This window comes from Tessaracoccus sp. MC1865 (genome assembly GCF_017815535.1).
Taxonomy (GTDB): domain Bacteria; phylum Actinomycetota; class Actinomycetes; order Propionibacteriales; family Propionibacteriaceae; genus Arachnia.
Genome location: NZ_CP072596.1, coordinates 2205125 through 2227258 on the forward strand (window position 1 = coordinate 2205125; position 22134 = coordinate 2227258).

At 69.2% G+C, this 22134-nt stretch carries 24 protein-coding genes and 4 tRNA genes; 4 read left to right on the forward strand and 24 right to left on the reverse strand.

Annotation, left to right across the window (positions count from 1 at the left end; genetic code table 11):
• Nucleotides 1–44: 44 nt before the first annotated feature.
• The 11 genes from J7D54_RS10290 to J7D54_RS10340 all read right to left on the reverse strand — a co-directional run bounded on the left by J7D54_RS10290 (nt 45) and on the right by J7D54_RS10340 (nt 10868).
• Nucleotides 45–683: a pyroglutamyl-peptidase I gene (locus tag J7D54_RS10290; RefSeq protein ID WP_182763812.1), complete on the reverse strand. Its 639-nt coding sequence runs from the start codon at nt 681–683 to the stop codon at nt 45–47.
• An 83-nt stretch (nt 684–766) separates the two neighbouring features.
• Nucleotides 767–1468 carry a 50S ribosomal protein L1 gene (gene rplA / locus J7D54_RS10295; protein ID WP_076060747.1) on the reverse strand — a complete coding sequence of 234 codons (702 nt, stop codon included), beginning with the start codon at nt 1466–1468 and terminating at the stop codon, nt 767–769.
• Between the two features lie 98 nt (nt 1469–1566).
• Nucleotides 1567–1998: a 50S ribosomal protein L11 gene (rplK, locus tag J7D54_RS10300; RefSeq protein ID WP_182763813.1), complete on the reverse strand. Its 432-nt coding sequence runs from the start codon at nt 1996–1998 to the stop codon at nt 1567–1569.
• Between the two features lie 60 nt (nt 1999–2058).
• The gene (gene nusG / locus J7D54_RS10305) at nt 2059–2859 is read right to left on the reverse strand and encodes a transcription termination/antitermination protein NusG (RefSeq protein ID WP_182763814.1); all 801 of its coding nucleotides are present in this window, start codon (nt 2857–2859) and stop codon (nt 2059–2061) included.
• A 4-nt stretch (nt 2860–2863) separates the two neighbouring features.
• Nucleotides 2864–3358, reverse strand: coding sequence for a preprotein translocase subunit SecE (gene secE / locus J7D54_RS14300; protein WP_245243951.1), 495 nt, complete (start codon nt 3356–3358; stop codon nt 2864–2866).
• Between the two features lie 84 nt (nt 3359–3442).
• Nucleotides 3443–3515, reverse strand: a tRNA-Trp gene (locus J7D54_RS10315).
• Between the two features lie 127 nt (nt 3516–3642).
• Complete coding sequence (locus J7D54_RS10320; RefSeq protein WP_245243953.1) at nt 3643–4299, reverse strand: response regulator transcription factor; 657 nt, start codon at nt 4297–4299, stop codon at nt 3643–3645.
• Nucleotides 4300–4308: 9 nt separating this feature from the next.
• Complete coding sequence (locus J7D54_RS10325; protein ID WP_182763815.1) at nt 4309–5538, reverse strand: histidine kinase; 1230 nt, start codon at nt 5536–5538, stop codon at nt 4309–4311.
• Nucleotides 5539–5622: 84 nt separating this feature from the next.
• Nucleotides 5623–7062 (reverse strand): DEAD/DEAH box helicase, encoded by a 1440-nt coding sequence (locus J7D54_RS10330; RefSeq protein WP_245243954.1) that lies wholly within the window; start codon nt 7060–7062, stop codon nt 5623–5625.
• A 199-nt stretch (nt 7063–7261) separates the two neighbouring features.
• Entirely contained in the window at nt 7262–9082 is a 1821-nt protein-coding gene (locus J7D54_RS10335; protein WP_209455108.1) for an ABC transporter ATP-binding protein, read from the reverse strand.
• Nucleotides 9072–10868, reverse strand: a complete 1797-nt coding sequence (locus tag J7D54_RS10340; RefSeq protein WP_245243956.1) for an ABC transporter ATP-binding protein — start codon at nt 10866–10868, stop codon at nt 9072–9074. Before J7D54_RS10340 ends, J7D54_RS10335 begins: the two co-directional genes overlap by 11 nt.
• A gap of 72 nt (nt 10869–10940) precedes the next feature.
• Here J7D54_RS10340 and J7D54_RS10345 point away from each other — a divergent pair, with 72 nt between their 5' ends.
• Nucleotides 10941–12131 (forward strand): anaerobic sulfatase maturase, encoded by a 1191-nt coding sequence (locus tag J7D54_RS10345; protein ID WP_182763817.1) that lies wholly within the window; start codon nt 10941–10943, stop codon nt 12129–12131.
• A gap of 70 nt (nt 12132–12201) precedes the next feature.
• On the forward strand, nt 12202–13365 hold the full coding sequence (locus tag J7D54_RS10350) for a M20 family metallopeptidase (protein WP_182763818.1): 1164 nt from the start codon (nt 12202–12204) through the stop codon (nt 13363–13365).
• A gap of 10 nt (nt 13366–13375) precedes the next feature.
• Here the strand turns inward: J7D54_RS10350 and J7D54_RS10355 are convergent, their stop codons facing one another.
• The 9 genes from J7D54_RS10355 to J7D54_RS10395 all read right to left on the reverse strand — a co-directional run bounded on the left by J7D54_RS10355 (nt 13376) and on the right by J7D54_RS10395 (nt 17982).
• Nucleotides 13376–14437, reverse strand: coding sequence for a peptidoglycan-binding protein (locus J7D54_RS10355; protein ID WP_182763819.1), 1062 nt, complete (start codon nt 14435–14437; stop codon nt 13376–13378).
• A 64-nt stretch (nt 14438–14501) separates the two neighbouring features.
• Complete coding sequence (locus J7D54_RS10360) at nt 14502–15566, reverse strand: UDP-N-acetylmuramate dehydrogenase (protein ID WP_245244238.1); 1065 nt, start codon at nt 15564–15566, stop codon at nt 14502–14504.
• A 43-nt stretch (nt 15567–15609) separates the two neighbouring features.
• Entirely contained in the window at nt 15610–16017 is a 408-nt protein-coding gene (locus tag J7D54_RS10365; RefSeq protein ID WP_182763821.1) for a MaoC/PaaZ C-terminal domain-containing protein, read from the reverse strand.
• Nucleotides 16010–16441 carry a MaoC family dehydratase N-terminal domain-containing protein gene (locus tag J7D54_RS10370; protein WP_182763822.1) on the reverse strand — a complete coding sequence of 144 codons (432 nt, stop codon included), beginning with the start codon at nt 16439–16441 and terminating at the stop codon, nt 16010–16012. Before J7D54_RS10370 ends, J7D54_RS10365 begins: the two co-directional genes overlap by 8 nt.
• A 76-nt stretch (nt 16442–16517) precedes the next feature.
• Complete coding sequence (rpmG, locus tag J7D54_RS10375; protein WP_076060775.1) at nt 16518–16688, reverse strand: 50S ribosomal protein L33; 171 nt, start codon at nt 16686–16688, stop codon at nt 16518–16520.
• Nucleotides 16689–16736: 48 nt separating this feature from the next.
• Nucleotides 16737–16812, reverse strand: a tRNA-Met gene (locus tag J7D54_RS10380).
• 36 nt (nt 16813–16848) lie between these two features.
• Nucleotides 16849–16921, reverse strand: a tRNA-Thr gene (locus tag J7D54_RS10385).
• A 178-nt stretch (nt 16922–17099) separates the two neighbouring features.
• Nucleotides 17100–17810, reverse strand: a complete 711-nt coding sequence (gene deoD, locus J7D54_RS10390; protein ID WP_182763823.1) for a purine-nucleoside phosphorylase — start codon at nt 17808–17810, stop codon at nt 17100–17102.
• A gap of 87 nt (nt 17811–17897) precedes the next feature.
• Nucleotides 17898–17982: transfer RNA gene (locus J7D54_RS10395), tRNA-Tyr, on the reverse strand.
• Nucleotides 17983–18107: 125 nt separating this feature from the next.
• Here J7D54_RS10395 and J7D54_RS10400 point away from each other — a divergent pair.
• Entirely contained in the window at nt 18108–18599 is a 492-nt protein-coding gene (locus J7D54_RS10400; protein ID WP_182763824.1) for a YajQ family cyclic di-GMP-binding protein, read from the forward strand.
• A 17-nt stretch (nt 18600–18616) separates the two neighbouring features.
• On the forward strand, nt 18617–19498 hold the full coding sequence (locus J7D54_RS10405; protein WP_182763825.1) for an exodeoxyribonuclease III: 882 nt from the start codon (nt 18617–18619) through the stop codon (nt 19496–19498).
• Here the strand turns inward: J7D54_RS10405 and mptB are convergent.
• Genes mptB through J7D54_RS10425 form a run of 4 tightly spaced genes read right to left on the reverse strand, consistent with a single transcriptional unit; the run spans nt 19458 to nt 22089 of the window.
• A complete protein-coding gene (gene mptB / locus J7D54_RS10410) occupies nt 19458–20957 on the reverse strand; it encodes a polyprenol phosphomannose-dependent alpha 1,6 mannosyltransferase MptB (RefSeq protein ID WP_182763826.1) in 1500 nt (499 codons plus the stop codon). The two genes, J7D54_RS10405 and mptB, sit on opposite strands and share 41 nt — an antisense overlap.
• Nucleotides 20941–21261, reverse strand: coding sequence for a 4Fe-4S binding protein (locus J7D54_RS10415; RefSeq protein ID WP_182763827.1), 321 nt, complete (start codon nt 21259–21261; stop codon nt 20941–20943). Before J7D54_RS10415 ends, mptB begins: the two co-directional genes overlap by 17 nt.
• Entirely contained in the window at nt 21258–21710 is a 453-nt protein-coding gene (locus tag J7D54_RS10420) for an NADH-quinone oxidoreductase subunit C (RefSeq protein ID WP_182763828.1), read from the reverse strand. The genes J7D54_RS10415 and J7D54_RS10420 overlap by 4 nt, the downstream gene beginning before the upstream one ends.
• Entirely contained in the window at nt 21703–22089 is a 387-nt protein-coding gene (locus J7D54_RS10425; protein ID WP_182763829.1) for an NADH-quinone oxidoreductase subunit B, read from the reverse strand. Before J7D54_RS10425 ends, J7D54_RS10420 begins: the two co-directional genes overlap by 8 nt.
• Nucleotides 22090–22134: the final 45 nt, after the last annotated feature.

Here is a 22134-nt window from a genome sequence, read left to right on the forward strand (position 1 = left end):
CCCGACGGTGAAATGCGCAGGCGGGTCGGCTGGAGCGCTGCAGGCTACCCGGGGGTCGCGGAGAGGCTGACGACCGCAACGGCGGCGCGCAATGCCGCAATGACTTCCTGGAGGGAGAGAGGTTCCTCGACTGCACGGCCCAGCACCGGCCCGTCCGTCTCGGATCCCACCAGTGCCGTCCCCGCTGCCCGGACCGCGGGCACGTGGATGAAGCCCGCAGGACCGTCGAAGCAGGTCAGCGCAGCCCGGAACGTGGCGTTGCAGACATAGCGGCCGGCGTCGTCGCTGACCTCGGCCGCCACGCCTGCGGCGCGCACGGCCCGGACGATCCCGTCCACGTCCAGCCGTGACGGCAGACGCGGCGCGAGGTCATCGATGGGCCCGGAGGGCTGTGCTCCGTCGTTGTCAGGGATGCGGGCCCGCCGCTCGTTGACGGCCCAGCGCTCCGGCGTGACGAGGGGGCGGCCGCCGGCCTCGCCGACGCAGATCACGGCATCCGGCCGCACCGCCTCGATCGAGGCTGCCAGCGCCTCGGGAGCCCGGTCGAAGGACACCGGAAGGATCGCCGTGTGCAACTCGACCGAGGGATCCGACCAGGTGGCCCCGAGTTCCCGGACGGCGTCGCCGCTCGCGTTGCCCGTGTCTCCGCCGAACGGTTCGAACCCGGAGACAAGAATGCGCATGGGTGTCAGTGTGACACCCATGCGCATTCTTCGTGAGTCGGAGGTCTGTCAACCGGCCGCGAGCGGCTGGTTGGGGGGACCGATCAGGCCTCGGCGGGCTTGAGGGCCGAGCCGTCGATGCTGACGGACGGGCTCATGGTGGCCGAGACGGCGACCTTGCGGAGGTAGCGACCCTTGGCCGCGGCCGGCTTCAGGCGCAGGACCTCGTCGAGGACGGCGAAGTAGTTCTCAGCGAGCTGCTGCTCCGTGAAGGAGGCGCGGCCGATGATGAACTGGAGGTTCGCGTGACGGTCCACGCGGAACTCGATCTTGCCGCCCTTGATGTCGGCGACGGCCTTGCCGGTGTCCATGGTGACGGTGCCGGTCTTGGGGTTCGGCATCAGGCCACGGGGACCGAGGACGCGGCCCAGACGGCCGACCTTGCCCATGAGGTCAGGGGTGGCGACGACTGCGTCGAAGTCGAGGTAGCCGCCGGCCACCTTCTCGATCAGTTCGTCGGTGCCGACCTCGTCAGCACCCGCCGCGCGTGCGGCGTCAGCCTTGTCACCGGCGGCGAAGACGAGGACCCGTGCCGTCTTGCCAGTGCCGTGCGGAAGGTTGATGGTGCCGCGGACCAACTGGTCCGCCTTGCGGGGGTCGACGCCGAGGCGCATGGCCACGTCGATCGACTCGTCGAACTTGGCCGTTGCCATCTCCTTGACGAGGCGGATGGCCTCTTCAGGGCTGTAGGCCTGGCCTTCGGCGCGCTTCTCGGCGGCCGCCTTGTATGCCTTGCTGTGCTTCATGCTGGTTCCTTGTGTTTGTGCCGGGCTCATGACCCGGTCCACCAGTTCTGGTGTGGGGAGCACTCCCCTACCAGGGATGTGTGTGTTCGGGGTTCAGATCACTTGGAGACGGTGACGCCCATGGAGCGGGCGGTGCCTTCGACGATCTTCATGGCGGCCTCGACGTCATTGGCGTTGAGGTCCGGCAGCTTGGTGGTGGCGATCTCGCGGATCTGGTCCTTGGTGATCTTGCCGACCTTGTCAGCCAACGGGTTGGCCGAACCGGACTTGAGACCCGCCGCCTTCTTGATCAGCTCGGACGCCGGGGGCGTCTTCGTGATGAAGGTGAACGTGCGGTCCTCGTAGATCGTGATCTCGACGGGGATGATGTTGCCGCGCTGGGATTCGGTCTGGGCGTTGTACGCCTTCACGAATTCCATGATGTTGACGCCGTGGGGGCCGAGAGCGGTACCGACCGGCGGGGCAGGCGTGGCTGCGCCGGCCTGCAGGGCGACCTTGACGAGCGCCGCAACCTTCTTCTTGGGAGGCATGGGTGGGTCCTTTACCTATACGGATGGATGGCGCGCCCGGAACAGGCGCGACGCACAATCTTAGACGACCTTCTCGACCTGCTTGAAATCCAGGTCGACAGGGGTCTCGCGGCCGAGGATCTCGACGAGAGCGATGAGCCGCTGATTGTTGGCGTTGAGTTCGGTGATCGTGGCGTGCACCCCGGCAAAGGGGCCGTCCGTCACCATGACGGAATCGCCGACCGCCAAGTCGACGACTTCGACCTTCTTCTTCCGTGCGGCCTCGGAACCCGCGTGAGCGGCGTTGACCTTGGCGACGACGGAAGGAGTCAGCATGTGGAGGACCTCGTCGATCGACAGCGGCACGGGCTGCTGCCCCTGGCCGACGAAGCCGGTGACGGAGGGGGTCTGGCGGACGGCGCTCCAGGAGTCGTCGGTCAGTTCCATCCGGATGAGAACGTATCCGGGGAGGACGCAACGCGTGACGGTCTTGCGGCCGTTGTTGCGTACCTCGACGACGTCCTCGGTGGGGACGACCGTCTCGAAGATGTAGTCCTCCATGTTCAGCGTGGTGACACGAGCGTCGACGTTCTGCTTGACGCGGTTCTCCATGCCGGAGTAGGTGTGGATGACGTACCAGTCACCGAACTTGGATTCGAGTTCCTCGCGCAGCTCGTTGATGGCTGCCTCGAGGGCCTCGTCGCGGTCCTGGGAGGCCTTGTCGGCGGCCTCGTCCGGCTCTTCCTCAGCCAGTTCGGCGAGTTCGATGGTGGTGTCGTCGTCCTCGGCGACGCCCAGCGAGCCGAGGTCGATCTCCAGGTCGTCGGTGGAGGTCTCTTCGATCGGGCCGAGGTCGACCTCAAAATCAGAGTTGTCAGTCATGGATTCAGCTCCCAAACAACTGCAGCAGCGACCAGCCGAAGAAGAGATCCAGCGAGCCGACGATGGCGATCATGATCAACACGAACACCAGGACGGCGCTGAACATCGAGATCGTCTGCGGCCAGGTGGGCCACACGACCTTCTTCAGCTCGGAGCCAGACTGCTTGGCGAATTCGACCGGGTTGGAAGCCCGGTAGGGGTCATCGTGCTCAGCGAGCGCTTCGGAGCGCTTGCGGGTGACGGTGTCCTTCTTGCGGACAGGGGCCTTGACGGTACGACGGACCGGTGCCAGCGCAGCGGCGGCTTCCTGCTCCTCCGGGGTGAAGTCCTTCTCCAGCTCGCCGAGGGTGATGTCCTCGTCGGCTTCGGCGACTTCCTCTTCGGCGGCAGCCAGCGCTTCGGGATCCTCGATCTCGACGGCGTCGTCTTCGGGCGCGTCGGGCTCCCCGGGGACGAAATCTTCGTTCTCCGGTACTGCGTCGTGCGACTTGTCGCTCACGCCGTGATCCCTTCGCTTGACAAACAAAATGCCTCCGGCTCGGAAGCCGTAGGCGGGGCGAGACAGCCATTGCTGACCATCTAGCAGGGCAGGAGGGACTCGAACCCCCAACCTGCGGTTTTGGAGACCGCTGCTCTGCCAATTGAGCTACTACCCTTTGGCGGTTGGATTACCGGATGGACCGTGTCGAGTGGACACGCTCCGACCTTGGCAAATTGAACCGGTGCTCGTCCACTATAGGGGTTTTCCGTGCCTGAGTCGAACCAACCTCGACCCGCGCAGTCTCAGTGATCGACCAGTCCGTGCTGATACGCCGACACGACCACCTGCACCCGGTCACGCAACCCCATCTTGCGCAGGATCGCGCCGACGTGGGACTTGATCGTGGACTCGGAGGCGAAGATCGTCTGACCGATCTCAACGTTGCTGAGACCCTGGGCCACCAGGGCGAAGACCTCGTGTTCCTTCTCAGACAGCTGTGTGAAGCCGGCCGGCGGGGCCGGCTTCTCCTGGAAGGACGAGTCGAGCAGCGCGGCGAGGTCCTCCGGCGCGATGACGCCGTTGCCGCTGTGCACCGTGCGGATGGAGTCCGTGAGCATCTGCGGGGTGATGTCCTTGAGCAGGAACCCGCTGGCGCCGTACCTGATGGCGGTGGCCGCGCGGTCGTCGAGGTTGAACGTGGTGAGCACCAGCACCTTGACGCCGGAGCCGGAGGCGACGGCGTCGCCCAGGATGCGGCGGGTGGCCTCCACGCCGTCGACCCCGGGCATGCGGATGTCCATCAGGATCACATCGGGATCGAGCTGTGCCGCCAGCGCCACGGCCTCCTCACCGTCGGTGGCCTCCCCAACCACCTCGAGGTCATCCTGCGCGTTGACGATGACCCGAATGGCCGAGCGGAACAGTTCCTGGTCGTCGACCAGCATGACGCGGATGGGCACGCGGTACTCCTAGTTGGTTCGCAGTGGCAGCCAGGCGGTGGCGGTGATGACCTCACCGTCGGCGCTCTGGTGCCGGTTGAGTTCGAAACTACCGCCCACGGCGCCGAGCCGCGCGCTCATCCCGGCGATCCCCCCGCCGTGGAGCGCCCTGGAGAGGGTGTGCCCGCCGTCGAGGTTGCGCACCTCCATGGTGAGCCGGTCCGCCCACGTCAACGCGACGGCGATGGGCCTGCCGTGTTCGCCGTGCTTGATGGCGTTGGTGAGCATCTCCTGCAGCACCCGGTAGGCGACTGTCTCGGCGTCGGGCGGCAACGCCCGGCTCTGCCCCAGTTGGGTGACCTCGAGGTCTACGCCCGAGGCCCGCACGCTGTCCAGCAGGGCGCCCAGGCCACCGGGAGGGGCGGGCACCGACGGGTGGTCGCCGCGGGCCGCGTGCAGCACCTCGCGGATCTCCCCGAGGGAGCGGCGGGCGCACACGGCGATGTTGTTCATGGATTCGTGCAGGTCCTGGGTGTTGGTCAGGTATTGCGCTGATTCGGCCTGCATCAGGATCACGGCCAGGGAATGGCCGACGACGTCGTGGACGTCGCGAGCGAGCCTGGCGTTGGCTGCCTCGGCCGCGGCGACCCTGGTGAGGCGCCGCTCTTCCAGGACGGCGTGCTGTTGCGCCTCGATGGCCCGGGTGCGCTGCCACTCGGCGTCCTCTGCCCGGGTCTGTTGCGCCCGGACCTGCGCCGTGGAGCGTTGCCGCAGACCCAGCAACCACGGCGCACCGAGGAAGGACGCCACGAGCCCGAAGGCGAACGCGGTGCCACCCAGCCCGAAGTACTGGTGGCCCCAGAAGAACTCCTGCCCGAGGAGGGTGCCCGCGATGAGCGCCCCGAGCGCCAACGAGACGCCGGCGACGATGACGGTGGCGCGGGACCCGAACCGCGTGGCGGTGTAGGCCAGCCATGCGCCGGCGACCATCTGGACGAGCAGCGGCAGGGGTTCGTTACCCACCATCAGCAGGAAGAGGCTGCCCGCCCAGAAGATGCCGAGCGAGGTGCCCGGCTGGCGACGGGCGATGACGAGCACAGCGACCATGAACAGCGCCCCGATGGCCCGGTCAGGGGCGGGGCTGGCGAACGCGTACAGGAGGACGGTGGGCGCCCCGAGGACCACCGCGACGCCGAGCGCGATCCGGTCTGCGAGGAGTCCCCACGCGACACTGTCGGGACGGGCGTGGGCTGCTGGCATGAGGCCAACATACGGTGCCACGCCCGCCGACGACATCCGACTCGAGGTCAGAGGCTCTGGTACTTCCCGGCGGGGTGGGCCGGATCAGCGGCCGCGACGACGCCCGCCGCCGGCGGCGGAGAATGCTGCGGCGCCACCCGCGCGCGGCTGGCCCTCGGTGCGACGGCCATCCCCGTCACGCTGCGAGCGCGGCTGTTCCCCGCTGCGCCTGCGCTGCGCACGGGGCTGTTCCCCGCTGCGCTCGCGCTGGGAACGAGGCTGCTCCCCGCTGCGGGAACTCTGGCCGGACGGCTGCTGGTCGCCGCTCGCGGCACGGCGACGCCCGCCGCCGTTGCCGCCGCGCTGCTGTTGTTGCTGGGGCTTGGCCTTGATGATGCCGCCGGGGTACTCGCGCTCCCCGGGCGCGATCTCCAGCAGCACGGGGTGCCGCTCGTCGGCGCGCGTGAGAGTGGGCTTGACCCCTGCCTTGCGGGTCAGGTCACGCACGTCGCCGCGCTGTGCGTCCAGCATGAGGGTCACGACGGTGCCCTCGGCCCCGGCGCGCGCCGTGCGGCCGGAGCGGTGGGTGTAGGCCTTGTGCTCGACCGGGGGGTCGGCGTGGATGACCAGGGCAACGTCGTCGACGTGGATGCCGCGGGCGGCCACGTCGGTGGCGACCAGGGTCTGGGCGGTCCCGGACTGGAACGCGTGCATGGAGCGCTCACGGTCGTTCTGGCTCATGTTGCCCTGCATCTCGACGGCGGGTACGCCGGCGGCATTGAGTTGGCGGGCGAGCTTCGTCGCGCGGCGCTTGGTGCGGGTGAACACCACCGTGCGGCCGGGCGCCGCGGTGAGGTTCACCAGGACCGGGAGGTGCTGCTGGTCGCTGACGTGCAGCACGTGGTGGTGCAGGGTCGGGACGGGCGAATCCGCGGAATCGGCCTCGTGGGTCTTGGGCTGGTGCAGGAACTGCTTCACGAGCGTGTCCACGGCCTTGTCGAGGGTCGCGGAGAACAGCATCCGCTGGCCGTTCGACGGGGTGGCCGACAGCAGACGGCGCACCGACGGCAGGAAACCGAGGTCCGCCATGTGATCTGCCTCGTCGAGGATGGTGACCTCGACGGAGCCGAGGCTCACGTGGCCCATCTCGATGAGGCTCTCCAGGCGTCCGGGGCAGGCGACGACCACGTCGACGCCCTTCGTCAGCGCGACGACCTGGGGCCGCTCCTTCACGCCGCCGAAGACCGTGCGCGAGGTGAGCCCGGCGACGGCTGCCAGCGGGGCGAGGGCCTCGTCGATCTGGTTGGCCAGTTCGCGGGTGGGCGCCAGGATGAGGGCGCGGGGGCGCTTGGGCGTGGGGCGGGTGCCGCTCGCCATCAGCCGGGCGACCATGGGGAGCAGGAACGCGTACGTCTTGCCGGAGCCGGTGCGGCCGCGGCCGAGGACGTCGCGGCCCAGGAGCGAGTCCGGCAGCGTGGCGGCCTGGATGGGGGTGGGGACGGTGATGCCGCGATCCTCGAGGACGGCAGCAAGCTGTGCGGGCACGCCAAGCGCGCCGAAGGACTGAGAAGTCAAAGGGGTTCTCCCGATAGGGCGATGCAGCGGTTCTGCCCGGCGCGGAAATCTCATCCGCAGCGCGATGGCATCAAAGAAAAAGATCAGAGTTTACCCGGAGCAGAACATCCGGGTGCTGTGTCCACAGTAGCGCGCTCAGCCCCAAACCCCCGCATCGGCGACCCGGCGGCTAGGCCAGCGACGCCAACCAGGCGGCGTGGAGGTCGGCGTAGCGGCCCCCGCCGGCGATCAGTTCCACCGGCGTGCCGTCCTCGACGATGCGGCCGTGGCTGAGCACCAGCACCCTGTCGGCGATCTCCACCGTCGACAGCCGGTGGGCGATGATGATGGCGGTCCGGTCGGCCAGGATCGTGGACAGCGCCGCCTGGACGAGGCGTTCGGTGGGGATGTCCAGCGAGCTGGTGGCCTCGTCGAGGATCAGCACCCGCGGGTCTGCCAGGACGACGCGGGCGAAGGCGACGAGCTGGCGCTGGCCGGCGGACAACCGCGAGCCGCGCTTGCCGGTGTCGGTGGCGAACCCGTTCGGCATGGCCTCGATGAACGTGTGGGCACCGACTGCGCGGGCCGCCGCGACCACCTCGTCGCGCGTGGTTCCGGGGCGGCCGAAGGCGATGTTGTCGGCGATGGTGCCGGCGAAGATGAAGTTCTCCTGGGTCAGCAGCGTGACGTGCCGGCGCAGGGTGGCGTCGTCGAGGTCACGCACGTCGACGCCGTCGAGCCGCACGGCCCCCTCCTGCGGGTCGTAGAACCTGGCGATGAGCTTGGCGATGGTGGTCTTGCCCGCGCCGGTGGTGCCCACGAGGGCGACGGTCTGCCCGGCCGGGATGTCCAGGTCGAGGCCCGGCAGCACCGGGGCGTCCTCCACGTAGGAGAAGTCCACGCCGTGGAGGCTCACCGCTCCCCTGACGTCCGGCAGCGCGACCGGGTGCTCGGGGTCTGCCACGTCGTCATCCTCGTCCATCACGCTGGAGATCTTCTCCAGCGCGGTGAGCGCCGACTGCAGGGTGGAGATGAACTGGCTGAGGTCCTGCATGGGGTCGAAGAACATGCGCAGGTACAGCACGAAGGCGGCCATGGTGCCGATGGAGACGCTTCCCCCGACCGCGAGGTAGCCGCCGGCGAGCACCACGAGCACGATGCCGAGGTTGCCGATGAACTGGATCCCAGGCATGGCGCGGGCGAAGATACGCATGGCGCGCACGTTGGAGTCGCGGTAGGTCAGCGCGACGTCCTCGAAGATCTCGCCGGCGCGGGGCTCGCGGCGGAACGCCTGGACGGCCTTGATGCCGGTCATGGTCTCGATGAACTGCACGATGACGATGGCCGACTGCGTGCGTACGGCGCGGAACGCGCGGGTGGAGGCGCCGGCGAACCACCGCATGAGGAGTAGGAGCGGCGGGTAGCTGAGGAAGGCGACGAGGGCCAGGCGCCAGTCGAGGCTCAGCATGATGACGCTGGAACCGAGGATGGTCAGCGCGGCGATGATCACCACGTCGAGGCCCTGCAGCACGAGTTCCTGCACGGCCTCGACGTCGCTGGTCATGCGCGACACGGCGCGTCCGGAGGTGTAGCGGTCATGGAAGCGGATGCTGAGCCGCTGGAACTTCTTGTAGAGGCGGCGGCGCAGGTCCAGCAGGATGGCGTTGCCGATCCGGCCGGAGCTGCGCAGGAAGGTGACGCGCGCTGCCACCTGGACGACTATGGCGACCGCCATCAGGCCCAGGGTGGGGAGCAGGACGCTGTCGTCGGTGAGCCCGTCGTCGAGCACGTCGCGCACGAGCACCGGCACGACCAGACGGGCGGCCGCCTCGACGACCACGACGCCGACGAGGAGCAGCAGCCAGGTGCGCCATGGGCGCACGAGGGTGGCGAGCAGCCGACGCGACGGGGCGCGCAGGCCGGCGGACGAGTCACGTTCCTCGTCGATCTCCTGCTTGACCCCGCGCCACGCGACGTTCGGGTCATCGGGGTGCTGCGGCTCAGTGCTCACCGTTGTCGCCTTCCATCGAGATGGCGTAATCGGCCGAGAGCAGTTCGCGGTACTCCGGCACGGTGGCCAGCAGTTCGCTGTGCGTGCCGGTGTGGGCGATGCGCCCCTCGACCAGCATCGCCACCCGGTCCGCCAGGAGGACGGTGGACGCGCGGTGCGCCACGACGACACCGGTGACCCCGACCAGGGTGGACCTGAGGGCCTCCTCCACCTCTGCCTCGGTGTGGATATCGAGGGCGCTGAGGGTGTCGTCGAGCACGAGCACGCGGGGCTGGACGAGGATGGCACGGGCCAGCGCCAGCCGTTGTCGCTGGCCCCCGGAGAGGCTGAGCCCCTGCTCGCCCAGACGCGTGTCGAGGCCCCAGGGAAGGTCCTGGACGAACTCCGCGCGGGCCACGCGCACTGCTTCGGTGATCTCCTCCTCAGTGGCGTCGGGACGGCCGAGCGTGAGGTTCTCGCGGGCAGACATGGAGAACAGGATGGGGTCCTCGAAGGCGGTGCCGATGAGGCTGCGCAACTGCCGCAGGTCCAGGTCGCGCAGGTCCACGCCGTCGAGCAGGATCTGGCCGCCGGTGACGTCGACGAGGCGCGGGATCAGCGAGACGAGGGTGGACTTGCCGGAGCCGGTGCCGCCCACCAGCGCCACGGTCTCCCCCGGCGCGATGTCCAGGTCCAGGTCACGCAGGGTGGGTTCCTCGGCGTCGGGGAACTGGAAGGTGACTCCGCGCAACTGCAGGTGCCCGCGCGGCTCCGCGATCGTCTTGTCGCCGCTGACGATCGTGACCGGCGCGTCGAACACCTCCGCGACGCGGTTGGCCGCCGTCGCCGCCTCACGGGCGAACGAGAGCAGGAAGCCGAGGCTGCCCACCGGCCACGCCAGGGACAGCAGCAGCGTCACGAACGTGACGGCCGCGCCGAGGCTGAGCCCGCCCTCGGACACCCCGTAGCTCACGCCGAACAGGACGATCAACAACAGGACCGAGGGGAAGATCTCCAGCAGCGTCCAGAGCACGGAGGCCAGGTTCATGCGCTGCACCCCGCTCTCGGCGAGCGCGGCGGCGCGCTTGTCGAAGGCCTCGAACGAATGATGGGTGCGGCCGAACGAACGGATGACGCGCACCCCGTGAAGCGACTCCTCGGCTGCCGAGGCCACGTCGCCCGTCTGGTCCTGCACCCGCCGCGAGATGCGGCCGAAGCGGCCCATGAGCGCGAACACGGCGATGACGACGGGGATGACCGAGATCAGCACCGCCACACCCACCTGCCAGAGCGTGACCACCATGATCCCGACCACCACGACGATGTGCAGCGAGCTCATCGCCAGCATCACCAGGCCGAACGACATGAAGCGGCGCAGCAGGCCGAGGTCGCTCATGATGCGGCTGAGCAGTTGGCCGGATTCCCACGCCTTGTGGAAGCCCAGTGGGAGGCGCTGCAACTGGTCGAAGAGGTCGAGGCGGATGTTGGCCTCGATGTGCGAGGTGGCGCGCGACATGATCCACCGGCGCACGAAGCTCATGAGCGCCTCGAAGGCCCCCACTCCCAGCAGCGCCAACGAGTACCAGAGCACCCCGACGACGTCGCCGCGGCGGATGGGCCCGTCGACGACGGCGCCGAGCAGCAACGGGATGGCGACGCTGGCCAGCACCTGGAGCGGGGCCAGCGCGAAGGATGTGATGAACTGCGGCGCGAACGGGCGGATGTACGGGAGGAAGCGCAACACGTCTGCGCGCTTCGGGTGTGCCGCTGCCAGCGCATATCGGCGGGGGGACTCAGCAGGAAGCACCGGGCCACACTACCCGGTTGCGGGCAACGGTCTCGGCGCCCGTTGACATGCTCCCCCTTGTAGGGTGGCCGGGTGATCCCGATCCCGTTCTCCGTCGTCAGCAAACCGACGGGGGCTGCCTGCAACCTCGACTGCACGTACTGCTTCTTCCTGTCCAAGGACCTGCTGTACGACGAGGACAAACGGCAGTGGATGTCGCCGGAGCAACTGGACACCTTCATCCGGGAATTCCTGGGGGGCCAGCCTGACGGCGAGGTCACGCTGGCCTGGCAGGGCGGCGAACCCACTCTGCGGGGCCTCGACTTCTACCGGACGGCCGTCGACCTCACCCGGCGCTACCAGCGCCCGGGCCAGCGGGTACAGCAGTCCATCCAGACCAACGGCACGCTGCTGGACGACGAATGGTGCAGTTTCCTGGCCGAGGAGAACTTCCTGGTAGGTCTGTCCGTCGACGGCCCGCAGCACCTCCACGACGCGCACCGCGTCAACAAGGCCGGTCGCGGCACCCACGCCCAGGTCATCCGCGGATGGGAGTTCCTCCGCAAGCACGGCGTCGAGACCAACATCCTGTGCACGGTGAACTCCGCCAACGGCGACCACGGGGCCGAGGTCTACCGCTACTTCCGCGACGTGCTGGGCGCGACCTTCCTGCAGTTCATCCCCATCGTCGAGCGGGCCGGCTACGAGGCCCCCGACGGCAAGAGGTTGCTGTACCTCCAGCAGGGCGACGACGTCACGGACCGCTCGGTCGGCCCCGGCCAGTGGGGCCGGTTCCTGAGCGAGGTCTTTGACGAGTGGCTCAAGGCCGACGTCGGCAGGGTCTTCGTCCAGCACTTCGACGTGATGCTCGCCGCCCGCTTCGGGCAGTATTCGCTGTGCGTCCACTCCCCTGAGTGCGGCACCGCGCTGGCCGTCGAACACAACGGCGACGTCTACAGCTGCGACCACTACGTCGAGCCGGGTTACAAGCTGGGCAACGTCGCCGACTGCGGGTTCCAGCAGTACCTCCAGCTCCCGGAGCAGCGCGAATTCGGGCGGTCGAAGAGGACCTCGCTGACTGAGCAGTGTCGCCGTTGCCCGGTGCGCTGGGCCTGCCACGGAGGCTGCCCCAAGGACCGCTTCGCCACCTCGGCCGACGGCGAGCCCGGCCAGAACTATCTGTGCGAGGGGTACTACGGCTTCTTCTCCCACGCCGCCCCCACCATCGAACTGATGGCCCGCGCCGTAGCCTCAGGCCGCCCCGCGTCCGACGTCACGGGCTGACCGCGCCGGGCGCCCGCACGGGTTCGCTGGCACTCCCAGCACAATGTCTTCTTCGGTAGCCTAGGCAGCTATGAGCCTGCTCGAGGAGCTGACTGCCGCCGTCGACGGCATACTGCCCGATGCGGCCGCCCTCAGGCGCGCCATCCACGCCGAGCCCTACGTCAGCGGCGAGGAGGGACCCACCCGTGACCGGCTGGTTCGGGCCATGGGCTGGCTCGACTGGACGCCGGTCGCTGGGACAGGAGCCTGGGCCCGGCTGGGCCCGGCCGGCCCCGCCGTCGGGCTGCGCGCCGAGTTGGACGCCCTCCCGGTCATGGAGGCCACCGGCGTGGAGTGGGAATCGCGGCGCCCCGGCGTGGCGCACGCCTGCGGCCACGACGTGCACATGGCGGCGCTCTGGGCAGTGACGACCGCCGCCCGCAGCCTCGACCTGCCTGTCGGCCTCGTGCCCGTGCTGCAGCCGCGCGAGGAGGTGACCCCGCCCGGCGCCGGGGACGTCGTGCGCTCCGGCCTGCTGGACGAGCAGGAGATCGAGGCGATGATCGGTGTGCATCTTCAGCCGCAGGTGGACCGGGGCGTGGTCTCGACGGGGGCCGGCGCCGTCAACGCCGCCTACGACTCCTTCGAGATCGTGGTGCGGGGCCGCCCCGGGCACGGCGCGTACCCCCATGTCGCCGTGGACCCCATCAGCGCGCTGGCCACCATCATCGGCGAACTCCAGAGCCTACCCGGACGCATCATCAATCCCACGCACCCCACCGTGATCTCGGTGGGCCAGATCGCGGGCGGCACCGCGCACAACGTCATCGCGGACCAGGCCAGCTGCCAGGGCTCCATCCGCACCTATTCGGAGGCGGACCGCGCGCTGCTGCACGAGGCCGTGGCACGGCTGGCGTCGGCGATCGCGGAATCGCGCGGTGGGCAGGCGACGACGCGCTTCGTGCGGGGCGGCCCGGCGCTGCTCAACGACCCCGGGCTGGTGAAACGCATCGATCCGCTGCTGCGCGGCCTGGGGCTGACGGTCGCGGAGACGCCGTTCAGATCCTGCGGCTCGGACGACTTCGCGGAGTACGGCCGCGAGGCCGCCTCCGTCATGTGCTTCATCGGCACCGGCCACGTGGACGGCGTCGGCCTCCACCACGGGGCGTTCCTGCCGGGGCGCGAGGCACTGCAGTTGGCCGCGCACGCGTTCGCGGCCGGCTACGTCGCGGCCGCCGCCCTGATCGCGGCGTGACGCGGGGCGCTCAGCCGAGGAGGCGGGCCCACGTGGCGTAGCCCGAGTGGCCGCTGCCCTCGATGCGGTGCAGCTGCTGGAAGGAGCGCAGCGCCTTGTCCGTGGCGGCGTCGAAGGTGCCCGTGACGGCGACGCTGCCGCCCTTGAGCTGCAGCTGGGTCTGGAGGACGCGGACGCCCTCCCCCTTCGCCCCGGATGCGAGCTCGGGCAGCAGCGCCTGCCACGTGGCGTCGTCCATCTTGCCGGTCACGGTGAGCTTCTGGGCCCGCTGGAACGCGCTGACGGCGGCCGTCGTCTGCGAGCCGTAGATGCCATCGACACCGATGCCGGCCTCGAGCGTGTTGAGCAGCCGCTGCAGCGAGCGCACGGCGTCGCCGCGGCTGCCGACGAGAAGTTGGGGGAACATCGTGTACGGGTCCACGGCGGTGACCGGCGGCGTGGGGCCGTCGGGGTCCATGCCCTCCGGGTAGCCGGGGCCCTGGCCACGCAGGTTGTACTGGTACAGGTTGTTCGAGCGCATGATGCCGATGACCAGTTCCGAGTACTTCGGGTCTGTGGCGTAGCCGCCCTTGCGGACCTCGGTGACGAACTGGTCCGGGTAGTCGACGTACTGGAAGGCCGGCGCGTAGCGCGTCAGCGTCGTCAGCAGGCGGGCGAAGTCACGCGTCGAGTCGAGCCAGCTCGCATAGGTGCGGAACTCGTCGACGATGTAGTACTTGGTGCCGTCGGAGCGGTATTCCGCGGTGCGGATGGGCACGCAACCGGTCTGGTACGGCGACACCGTAGACGTGCACTTGATGTTGAACAGGGTGTTGACGCTGTACACCAGGCCGTCGGCGGTGACCTGCCCGGTCATCGACGAGCGGCCCCAGCCCGTCTCCAGGGCTGCCATGCCGATCGTCACGGAGGTGGGGATACCGAATTCACGTTCGGTCTGCTGGGCGTCCTTGACCAGCTTCGCGATGAAGTCGCTGGCCGTGCTGCCCGCCGCTTCCTGCTGCCGCTGGAGCATCGGGACGGCCACGACGGCGAGCACCACTGCCACCGCCGCCAGCTTGAGCCATCGTTTCATCTGCAATCACCCTCCGGGGAGGAGGCTAATGGCAGGGACACGTCGCCCGGAAATATCTCAAGCGTCACTTGAGGTCGGGCAACGCCGTTCCCACGAGGTTGACCTCCGGCACCAGACGGATCCCGAAACGCTCCGCCACGCCGTCGCGGACCTCGGCCGCGAGCGCCACCAGGTCTGCGGCGGTGGCCGAGCCACGGTTCGTCAGCGCCAGCACGTGTTTGCCTGAGAGCCTGGCCTGGCCGTCGCCATGGCCCTTCGCGAAGCCGGCGTGCTGGATCAGCCACGCAGCGCTGGTCTTGACCCGGCCGTCCGCGTCCGGGAACCGCGGGGCCTCAGGAGGCAGCGCCGCCGCTTCGTCCTCGCCGAGGACGGGGTTGGTGAAGAAGGAGCCCGCGCTCCAGGAATCGTGATCCGCCTCGTCGAGCACCATGCCCTTGGAGCGGCGGATTGCCAGTACGGTCTCGCGGACGCGGGTGGCGTCGACGCGACCGCCCGGCGCGGTGTCGAGGCGGCCCGCGAGCTCCGCGTAGCGGATGGGTGCCCCGAGCGAGCCCAACCGGAACTGGAACCCCACCTCCAGGACAAGGTAGCGGCCGGGCTCACGCTTGAAGCGGGAGGTGCGGTAGCCGAAGCCGCAGTCCGTGAGGGGGAAGGTGCGCTGCGCGCGTTCCTTCCTGTCCCAGGTGCGCACGGAGGTGATGGTCTCCGCGACGTCGGAGCCGTAGGCGCCGACGTTCTGGATGGGGGTGGCGCCCACGCTGCCGGGGATGCCGGACAGCATCTCGATGCCGCTCCAGTCGTTGGCGACGGCGTGGGCCACGAAGGTGTCCCAGTTCTCGCCCGCCGCGACGCGGACCGCCGCTCCCCCGCAGTCTGAGACGTCGGCGGTGATGCCGGTGGTGCCCACCCGCACGACGGTGCCGGGGAAGCCGGCGTCGCTGACGAGCAGGTTGGAGCCGCCGCCGAGGACAAGGACCGGCTCATCACGGTGGTCGCAGTCCGTCACGATGTCAATGAGTTCGCGTTCGGTGCGGGCCACGAGGAACCGCTGGGCCGGGCCACCGACGCGCAGCGTCGTGTGGCGGGCCAGCAGCGGGGAATCCGGGATGGGCGGGGCGTGGGTGTCGATCGCGACGCGGTCCAGGCTGCAGGACGCGGCCTCTCCCCCGGGCTCAGTCAAGACGCACCTCGGCGCGCGCGGCGCCCAGCACCGCGTCGTCGGCACAGGTGGCGGTGATGGCGAGCTTCGCCACCCCGTCTGCCACCTCGGTGACCTTGGCCGCGTAGACCACCTCGGTGCCCTCGTCGGTGTCCGGGACGACGACCGGACGGGTGAAGCGGACGAAGTAGCTGAGGACTCTTGCCGGGTCCCCCACCCAGTCCGTGACGATCTTCAGGCCGGCGCCCATGGTCCACATGCCGTGGGCGACGACGCCCGGCAGCCCGATGGCCCGCGCATGGCGGTCGGAGAAGTGGATCTCGTTGAAATCCGTGGAGGCGCCTGAGTAGCGCACCACGGTGGAGCGGGAGACCCCGACCCTGAGTTCGGGCAGCTCGGTGCCGACGGTGACCTCACTCATCGCTGTCCTCCCGGGGGCGCGTGTGCATCAGGGTGGAGCGCGCCTCGCAGACAGCTTCACCGTCGACGGTGAGGTCCACCAGCACGGTGATCATCTCCAGGTTGCCCCGGTTACGCACCTTCTCGATGCTCAGTTCGGCCACCACGGCGTCACCGGGGCGCAGCGGGCGGTGGAAGGCGAAACTCTGGTCCGTGTGCATGGTGCGGTTGAGCGCCAGGCCGAGCTCCTCGTCGCCGAACAACGCGCCCCAGGCCTGGGCCGCGATGACCGCGGCGAAGGTGGGTGGGGCGATGGGTTCCTCGCCCGCGTAGGCGGGGTTGTCATCGCGCACGGCTGAAGCGAATTCGGCGATCTTGGCGCGGCTGACCACGTACGGCGGAGCGGCCGGGTAACGGCGGCCCACGTGTTCGGCGGAAATCGGCATGCGCGTAAGGTTACCGCCCACCAACGACAACGGCCGCTCCCTGGACGGGAGCGGCCGTTGTGGTGAGCGGTGGGGTTCAGCGGGTTTCGCGGTGTGCCTGGTGGGTGCGGCAGCGCGGGCAGAACTTCTTGAGTTCGAGACGGTCCGGCGTGTTACGACGGTTCTTCTTCGTCACGTAGTTGCGCTCCTTGCATTCGGTGCAGGCGAGCGTGATGATCGGGCGGACATCCCCGGACTTCTTAGCCATGATCTTCCTTAGCTTGCGGCGCGTAGCGCGTGTTCTCTGCTGACAATGTGGTGACGAGGGCGGGAATCGAACCCGCGACACAGCGATTATGAGCCGCTTGCTCTACCGACTGAGCTACCCCGTCAGGAGTTCTTTCCCTGGTGGAGCAGGGAAAGAACAGAGCCCCCATGCGGAATCGAACCGCAGACCTTCTCCTTACCATGGAGACGCTCTGCCTACTGAGCTATAGGGGCCAGCCGACGACCAACAGTACATCACCCAATTCGGAGAGCACAAATCGGGGGTTCCCCCTGCCTGAGGGTGCTCGTCGCCCTCGTCTGGGCCGGACGGAAACACTCAGCGGCACGCGCTACGAGATCGCCCCCGGCTTCCGAGTGGTCGAGGAGGCCGTCGCAGCGTCGAAGGCCTGACTCAGGCGCGCAGCGCCGCGACGGCGGCCTGCAGCGAGTCCGTGAACATGGTCTCGCGCTCTTCGGCCGTGAGGTCCCCCGAGCCGTCCTTGAGATGGTCCGACACTGTGAGCACGGCGAGCGCCTCCTTGCCGTGCGCCGCGGCGCAGGCGTACAGGCCGGCCGCCTCCATCTCGACGCCGAGAGTTCCCAGCTTGTCGAGCGTGGGGATGATGTCCATCCGCGAGGAGTAGAAGAAGTCGCTGGTGTAGACCGATCCGACGTGCACCGTCCGGCCGGCGCCCCGGGCCTGGTCCACGGCACCGCGCAGCATGTCGTAGCTGGCGGCCAGCGACAGGCTCACGCCTGGCACGTCGATGGTGGCAACGCTCGAGTTGGTGTGGGCGGAGACCGCCACGATGACGTCCTTCACCTTCACCTTCGACGAGATACCGCCGCAGGTGCCCACCCGGCAGATGCGCTCCACCCCGAACTGCGAGTACAGCTCGTTGGCGTAGATCGAGAGCGAGGGCACACCCATGCCGGAGGCCATGGCGGTGACGGGCACGCCGTCGAACGTTCCGGTCCAGGCCCCGATGCCGCGCACGTCGGAGACCAGCCGGACGTCCTCCATGTGGTCGCGGGCGATCCGCTCGGCGCGCTTCGGGTCACCGGGCATGATCACCAGGGGGGCGATGTCGCCGGGTTCGCAGGCGATGTGGGGAGTGGCCATCGTGGGCACCTTTCTCAGTGGGGCTTGCGCATCACACACTAGGTGCGAAAACACGAATAAGGCCCCGAATCAATCCGATTCGGGGCCTGGTGGCAAGTGTTGGATTCGAACCAACGTAGGCTACGCCGACGGTTTTACAGACCGCTCCCTTTGGCCGCTCGGGCAACTTGCCATTCACCGGTTTGACCCGGCGACGCACAACTCTAGCAGGAGGAATCCGGCAGGTACAAAGCGCCTCCGGGGGAGTCCGTGCTGGCACAATGTGAGGACCGATCACCGACCGAACCCAGGAGAGACATGGCTGCGGACAGCTCATTCGACGTCGTCAGCAAGGTGGACCGCCAGGAGGTGGACAACGCCCTCAACCAGGCGGCCAAGGAGGTTGGCCAGCGCTTCGACTTCAAGAACGTCGAGGCGAAGATCGCCTGGTCCGGCGAGGCCATCGAGATGGAGGCGAACTCCGAGGAACGGGTCAAGGCCATCCTCGACGTGTTCCAGACCAAGCTGTTGCGGCGCGGCGTCAGCCTCAAGGCGCTGGAGACCGGCGACCCGCGCGTCTCCGGCAAGCTGTGGAAGATCACCGCCACCACCCGCGAGGGCATCAAACAGGAGGACGCCAAGAAGGTCTCCAAGCTCATCCGGGACGAAGGGCCGCGCGGCGTCAAGACCCAGATCCAGGGCGAGGAACTGCGCGTCTCGTCCAAGAGTCGCGACGACCTGCAGGCCGTGCAGCAGCTGATCAAGGAAGCGGACTTCGACTTCGCCGTGCAGTTCGTCAACTACCGCTGAGGCTAAGCTTCGGCACCATGCGCATCGGCACCCACAACGTCAACGGCATCCGTGCGGCGCTGCGCCGCGGCTTCCGAACCTACTGGGACGGTGCCGGGGCCGACGTCATCGCCCTGCAGGAGGTGCGCTGCCGCGTCGGCGACCTCCCCTTGGAGGCGTTCGCCGGCTACCACGTGACGCTCGACGCGGGGCAACTCGCCGGGCGCAACGGCGTGGCGGTGCTCACCCGGGAGAAGCCTGCCCACGTGCGGGCCCTCTCGGAGTCGGCCACGACGGTGGCCCCGGACGGCGAGCCGGAGGAGATCGACGTGGAGCGGATCATCAGCCGCGATCTGGCGTCGTTCGCCGGCGAGGGCCGCTACGTCGAGGTCGACCTGTCCGACGCCCCGCTGCGGGTGGCGTCGCTGTACCTCCCGAAGGGCTCGGCGTGGCCCTACGAGGAGGACGGCGAGGAGAAGTACCAGCGCAAGATGCGCTTCATGCGCGGGCTCGCCCGGGTGCTGACCACGTCGCGGCGGGAAGCGGCGGGGCAGGGCCGCGAGTTCCTGGTGATGGGTGACTTCAACATCGCCCACACGCGCCACGACCTGAAGACCTGGCGCACCAATCAGAAGTCCGAGGGCTTCCTCCCAGAGGAGCGCGAGTGGCTCGACGCCCTGCTGAGCCCGCGCAGCCTCGTCGACGTCGTGCGACGCCTGCACCCGGACACCGACGGCCCCTACAGCTGGTGGTCGTGGCGCGGCCAGTCCTGGACCACCGACGCCGGCTGGCGCATCGACTACCACCTGGCCTCCCCCGGCCTGGCCGCGCGGGCGACCCGGGCCTGGGTGGGCCGGGAGGCCACCTACGAGGAGCGGATCAGCGACCACTCTCCGGTGCTGGCTGACTACTCTTTGTGATGGGTTGGCGCAGCTCGTGGGTGTGCACCGCCCAGTAGGATGCCCCGAACAGGATCAGCACCATCATCCACAGCCCGTTGCGGATGCCGAAGTTCATCGCGTTGAACCCCAGCAGGATCACGGTGGCGACGATCGCCCAGCGCAGCGCCCGTGAGGACGGGCGGGTCACCGGCAGGAGCACGGCTCCCCACAGCAGGTACCAGGAGTGGATGGCCGGGGCGCAGAAGGCGAACCACAGGAACGAATAGCTGATGAAGTGCAGCGGCCGCTTGCCCAGGTGCCGCCACGCGAACCAGCCGATGCCCGCCACGGCCGCCACGGCGCCGATGCCGCGGAACACCGTGATGACGGCGCGGCCGGTGGGGTCCAGGCCCGCCCAGGTCACCGGGTACTGCACGATGAAACCGGCGACGGTGAAGGGAGACACCGTGTCCACCATGCCGGGCACGTTGATGGCGTTGACCCAGCCGAAGCCGAGCCCCGACACCAGCGAGATTCCCGCGAAGACCGCCACTGAGATGGCGAGCGAGGCCGTCGCCTTCAGGGCCGCCCACACCGTCGGCCGCCACCGCCACGACGCCCAGGGGTGCACCAGGAAGGGCAGCGCGACCGAGACGAGGAACGCGGGCTGCTTGATGGCCGCGGCCAGGCCCATGATGAGGGCGCCGAGCCACCAGTGTCGCCATTTCAGGGTGACCCAAATGCCCAGCAGCATCAGGCCTGTCATGTGGGAGTCGTTGTGCGCCCCGCCGATGAAGTCGATGACCAGGATCGGGTTGAGCACGGCGAACCAGCTGGCCATGGCGGGATCGACGCCCACCCGCTCCGCGATCCGCGGCACCATCAGGCCGATCAGCACCACGCCCACCAGCGCGGGGATCCGCATCAGCACGGCCGAGAGGTACGGGTCGAACGCCGCCAGGTTGACGAGCCCCTGGCTCATCCACAGCGACAGCGGGCCGTACGGCGCCGTCGTGCCGCGCCACACCCACGCCACCTGGTCTGCGTAGTAGCCGGGCAGGATGCCGGGGCCGACGGCGTAGGGGTTCAGCTGGTTGTGGAGCAGCCAGCCGTGGGCGGCGTAGGAGTAGGCGTCGTGCGAGAAGACCGGTGGGCCGAACAGCAGCGGCAGCGACACGATGGCCAGCACCGCCCAGTGCCGCAGTTGCGGCTGCCCCATGGCCCGACGGCGGGCCGGCCGGAGCCTGAACCACGCCTCGAGCATCAGCATGAGGCCCAGCAGCGTGGCGATGGTGCCGAACCAGCGGGTGGTGGGCCCGTCGATGCGCCAGGCCCGCAGCACGTCCCAGATGGGCGAGGCCTGCGGGAGGTACGCGGGGCTCAGCGAGCCGATGAGGATGCCGAGGCTGCCGAGGAAACCGAACCAGACGCCACGCGTGGCGGCGGCCTGCCTCAGATCTGACCACGCGCCCCGGGCAATCTCACCCGTGCGTCGCACCGGGGGCCAGTTGCTCGCGGTGGTGCAGCAGGTCCACCAGGCGGTCTGCCGAAGGCACGTGCGCCCCGCCCCACACGAGCGCGTCGGTGGGGCACTGCTCTATGCACACGCCGCAGTACATGCACAGGGACCAGTCGATGGCGAAGGTGTCGAGAACGTTGTGGGTGCGTGGGCGGGCGCCGGGCGCGGGCAGCGTCTGCTCCTGGTGCGAGGTGAGCGTGATGCACCACGTGGGGCACTCCCGGGCGCAGATCATGCAGGAGGTGCAGCGGTCCTCGATGAGGTCGATGGAGCCGTGGATCATCGGGCGCCCTCCACTCCGGGTGGCAGCAGTTTGCGGCGGCCCGGCTCGGAGGAGCCCGGCTCGACGGCACCGGGCCAGGGCTTTGCCTGGCGCGGCGCCAGCAGGACGTCCTTGCGCAGGGGGGCGCCGCCCGCGTGGTGGATCAGGGGGCGGTTGTCGCCGCCGTCGAAGGTGACGCCGAAGAAGTCGTGCACCTGGCGCTGCAGCCAGGCGGCGCCGGGGAAGACCGTCGCCACGTCCGGGAGGTGCGCATCCGTGCGGGGGGTGCGCGTCACCAGGTCCGCGCGGGCGCGGGTGACCGGGTTCTCGAGCGTGAGGATGACCCGGATCTCGTCCGAGCGGCCCAGTTCATCGACGGCGGTGAGGTTGATCAGCAGGCTGAACCCGGCGCGGCGGGCGGCCGCCGCCTCGTCGGCCCACTCCTCCACCGGGATCTGGTACTCAGCCACGCAGGCCCGCCAGGTACTCGTCGAGCGCGGACGGCGGCGGTGGGCAGCCGGCGATGAAGTGGTCCACGGGCACCAGCTCCTCACCGCCCTTCACGACGGCGTACGAATCCCAGTAGGGCCCCCCGACGCAGGCGCAGGCGCCGAAGGCGACCACCGTGGCGCCCGGCACCTGGTCGAGCGCGTGCCGGATGGCCGGGACCATCGGCGCGGTGATCGTGCCGGAGAGCGTGACCACGATCCTGGCCCCGTCGGGGATGGACGCGGTGTCGACGACGGGGCGCGAACCGGCCGCTGACTGCGATTCGAGCGCGCAGCAGGCCAGCGGGACGTCGACGACGAAGATGTCGCCGTCCCCGAACCAGTCGCGCGCCATGAGCATGCCGAGAGTCTAGTGCGATACGGCACTGTCGGCTCGGGCAGCTAG

Bases quoted from the DNA above. Each gene is read 5' to 3' on its own strand.
- deoD (WP_182763823.1), bottom strand. From the start codon at position 17,810: ATGGCCACTCCCCACATCGCCTGCGAACCCGGCGACATCGCCCCCCTG.
- nusG (WP_182763814.1), bottom strand. From the start codon at position 2,859: ATGACTGACAACTCTGATTTTGAGGTCGACCTCGGCCCGATCGAAGAG.
- J7D54_RS10425 (WP_182763829.1), bottom strand. From the start codon at position 22,089: ATGCTCATGGCGCGCGACTGGTTCGGGGACGGCGACATCTTCGTCGTC.
- J7D54_RS10415 (WP_182763827.1), bottom strand. From the start codon at position 21,261: ATGATCCACGGCTCCATCGACCTCATCGAGGACCGCTGCACCTCCTGC.
- J7D54_RS10355 (WP_182763819.1), bottom strand. From the start codon at position 14,437: ATGAAACGATGGCTCAAGCTGGCGGCGGTGGCAGTGGTGCTCGCCGTC.
- J7D54_RS10400 (WP_182763824.1), top strand. From the start codon at position 18,108: ATGGCTGCGGACAGCTCATTCGACGTCGTCAGCAAGGTGGACCGCCAG.
- J7D54_RS10365 (WP_182763821.1), bottom strand. From the start codon at position 16,017: ATGAGTGAGGTCACCGTCGGCACCGAGCTGCCCGAACTCAGGGTCGGG.
- rpmG (WP_076060775.1), bottom strand. From the start codon at position 16,688: ATGGCTAAGAAGTCCGGGGATGTCCGCCCGATCATCACGCTCGCCTGC.
- rplA (WP_076060747.1), bottom strand. From the start codon at position 1,468: ATGAAGCACAGCAAGGCATACAAGGCGGCCGCCGAGAAGCGCGCCGAA.
- J7D54_RS10325 (WP_182763815.1), bottom strand. From the start codon at position 5,538: ATGCCAGCAGCCCACGCCCGTCCCGACAGTGTCGCGTGGGGACTCCTC.
- rplK (WP_182763813.1), bottom strand. From the start codon at position 1,998: ATGCCTCCCAAGAAGAAGGTTGCGGCGCTCGTCAAGGTCGCCCTGCAG.
- J7D54_RS10290 (WP_182763812.1), bottom strand. From the start codon at position 683: ATGCGCATTCTTGTCTCCGGGTTCGAACCGTTCGGCGGAGACACGGGC.
- J7D54_RS10370 (WP_182763822.1), bottom strand. From the start codon at position 16,441: ATGCCGATTTCCGCCGAACACGTGGGCCGCCGTTACCCGGCCGCTCCG.
- J7D54_RS10350 (WP_182763818.1), top strand. From the start codon at position 12,202: ATGAGCCTGCTCGAGGAGCTGACTGCCGCCGTCGACGGCATACTGCCC.
- J7D54_RS10405 (WP_182763825.1), top strand. From the start codon at position 18,617: ATGCGCATCGGCACCCACAACGTCAACGGCATCCGTGCGGCGCTGCGC.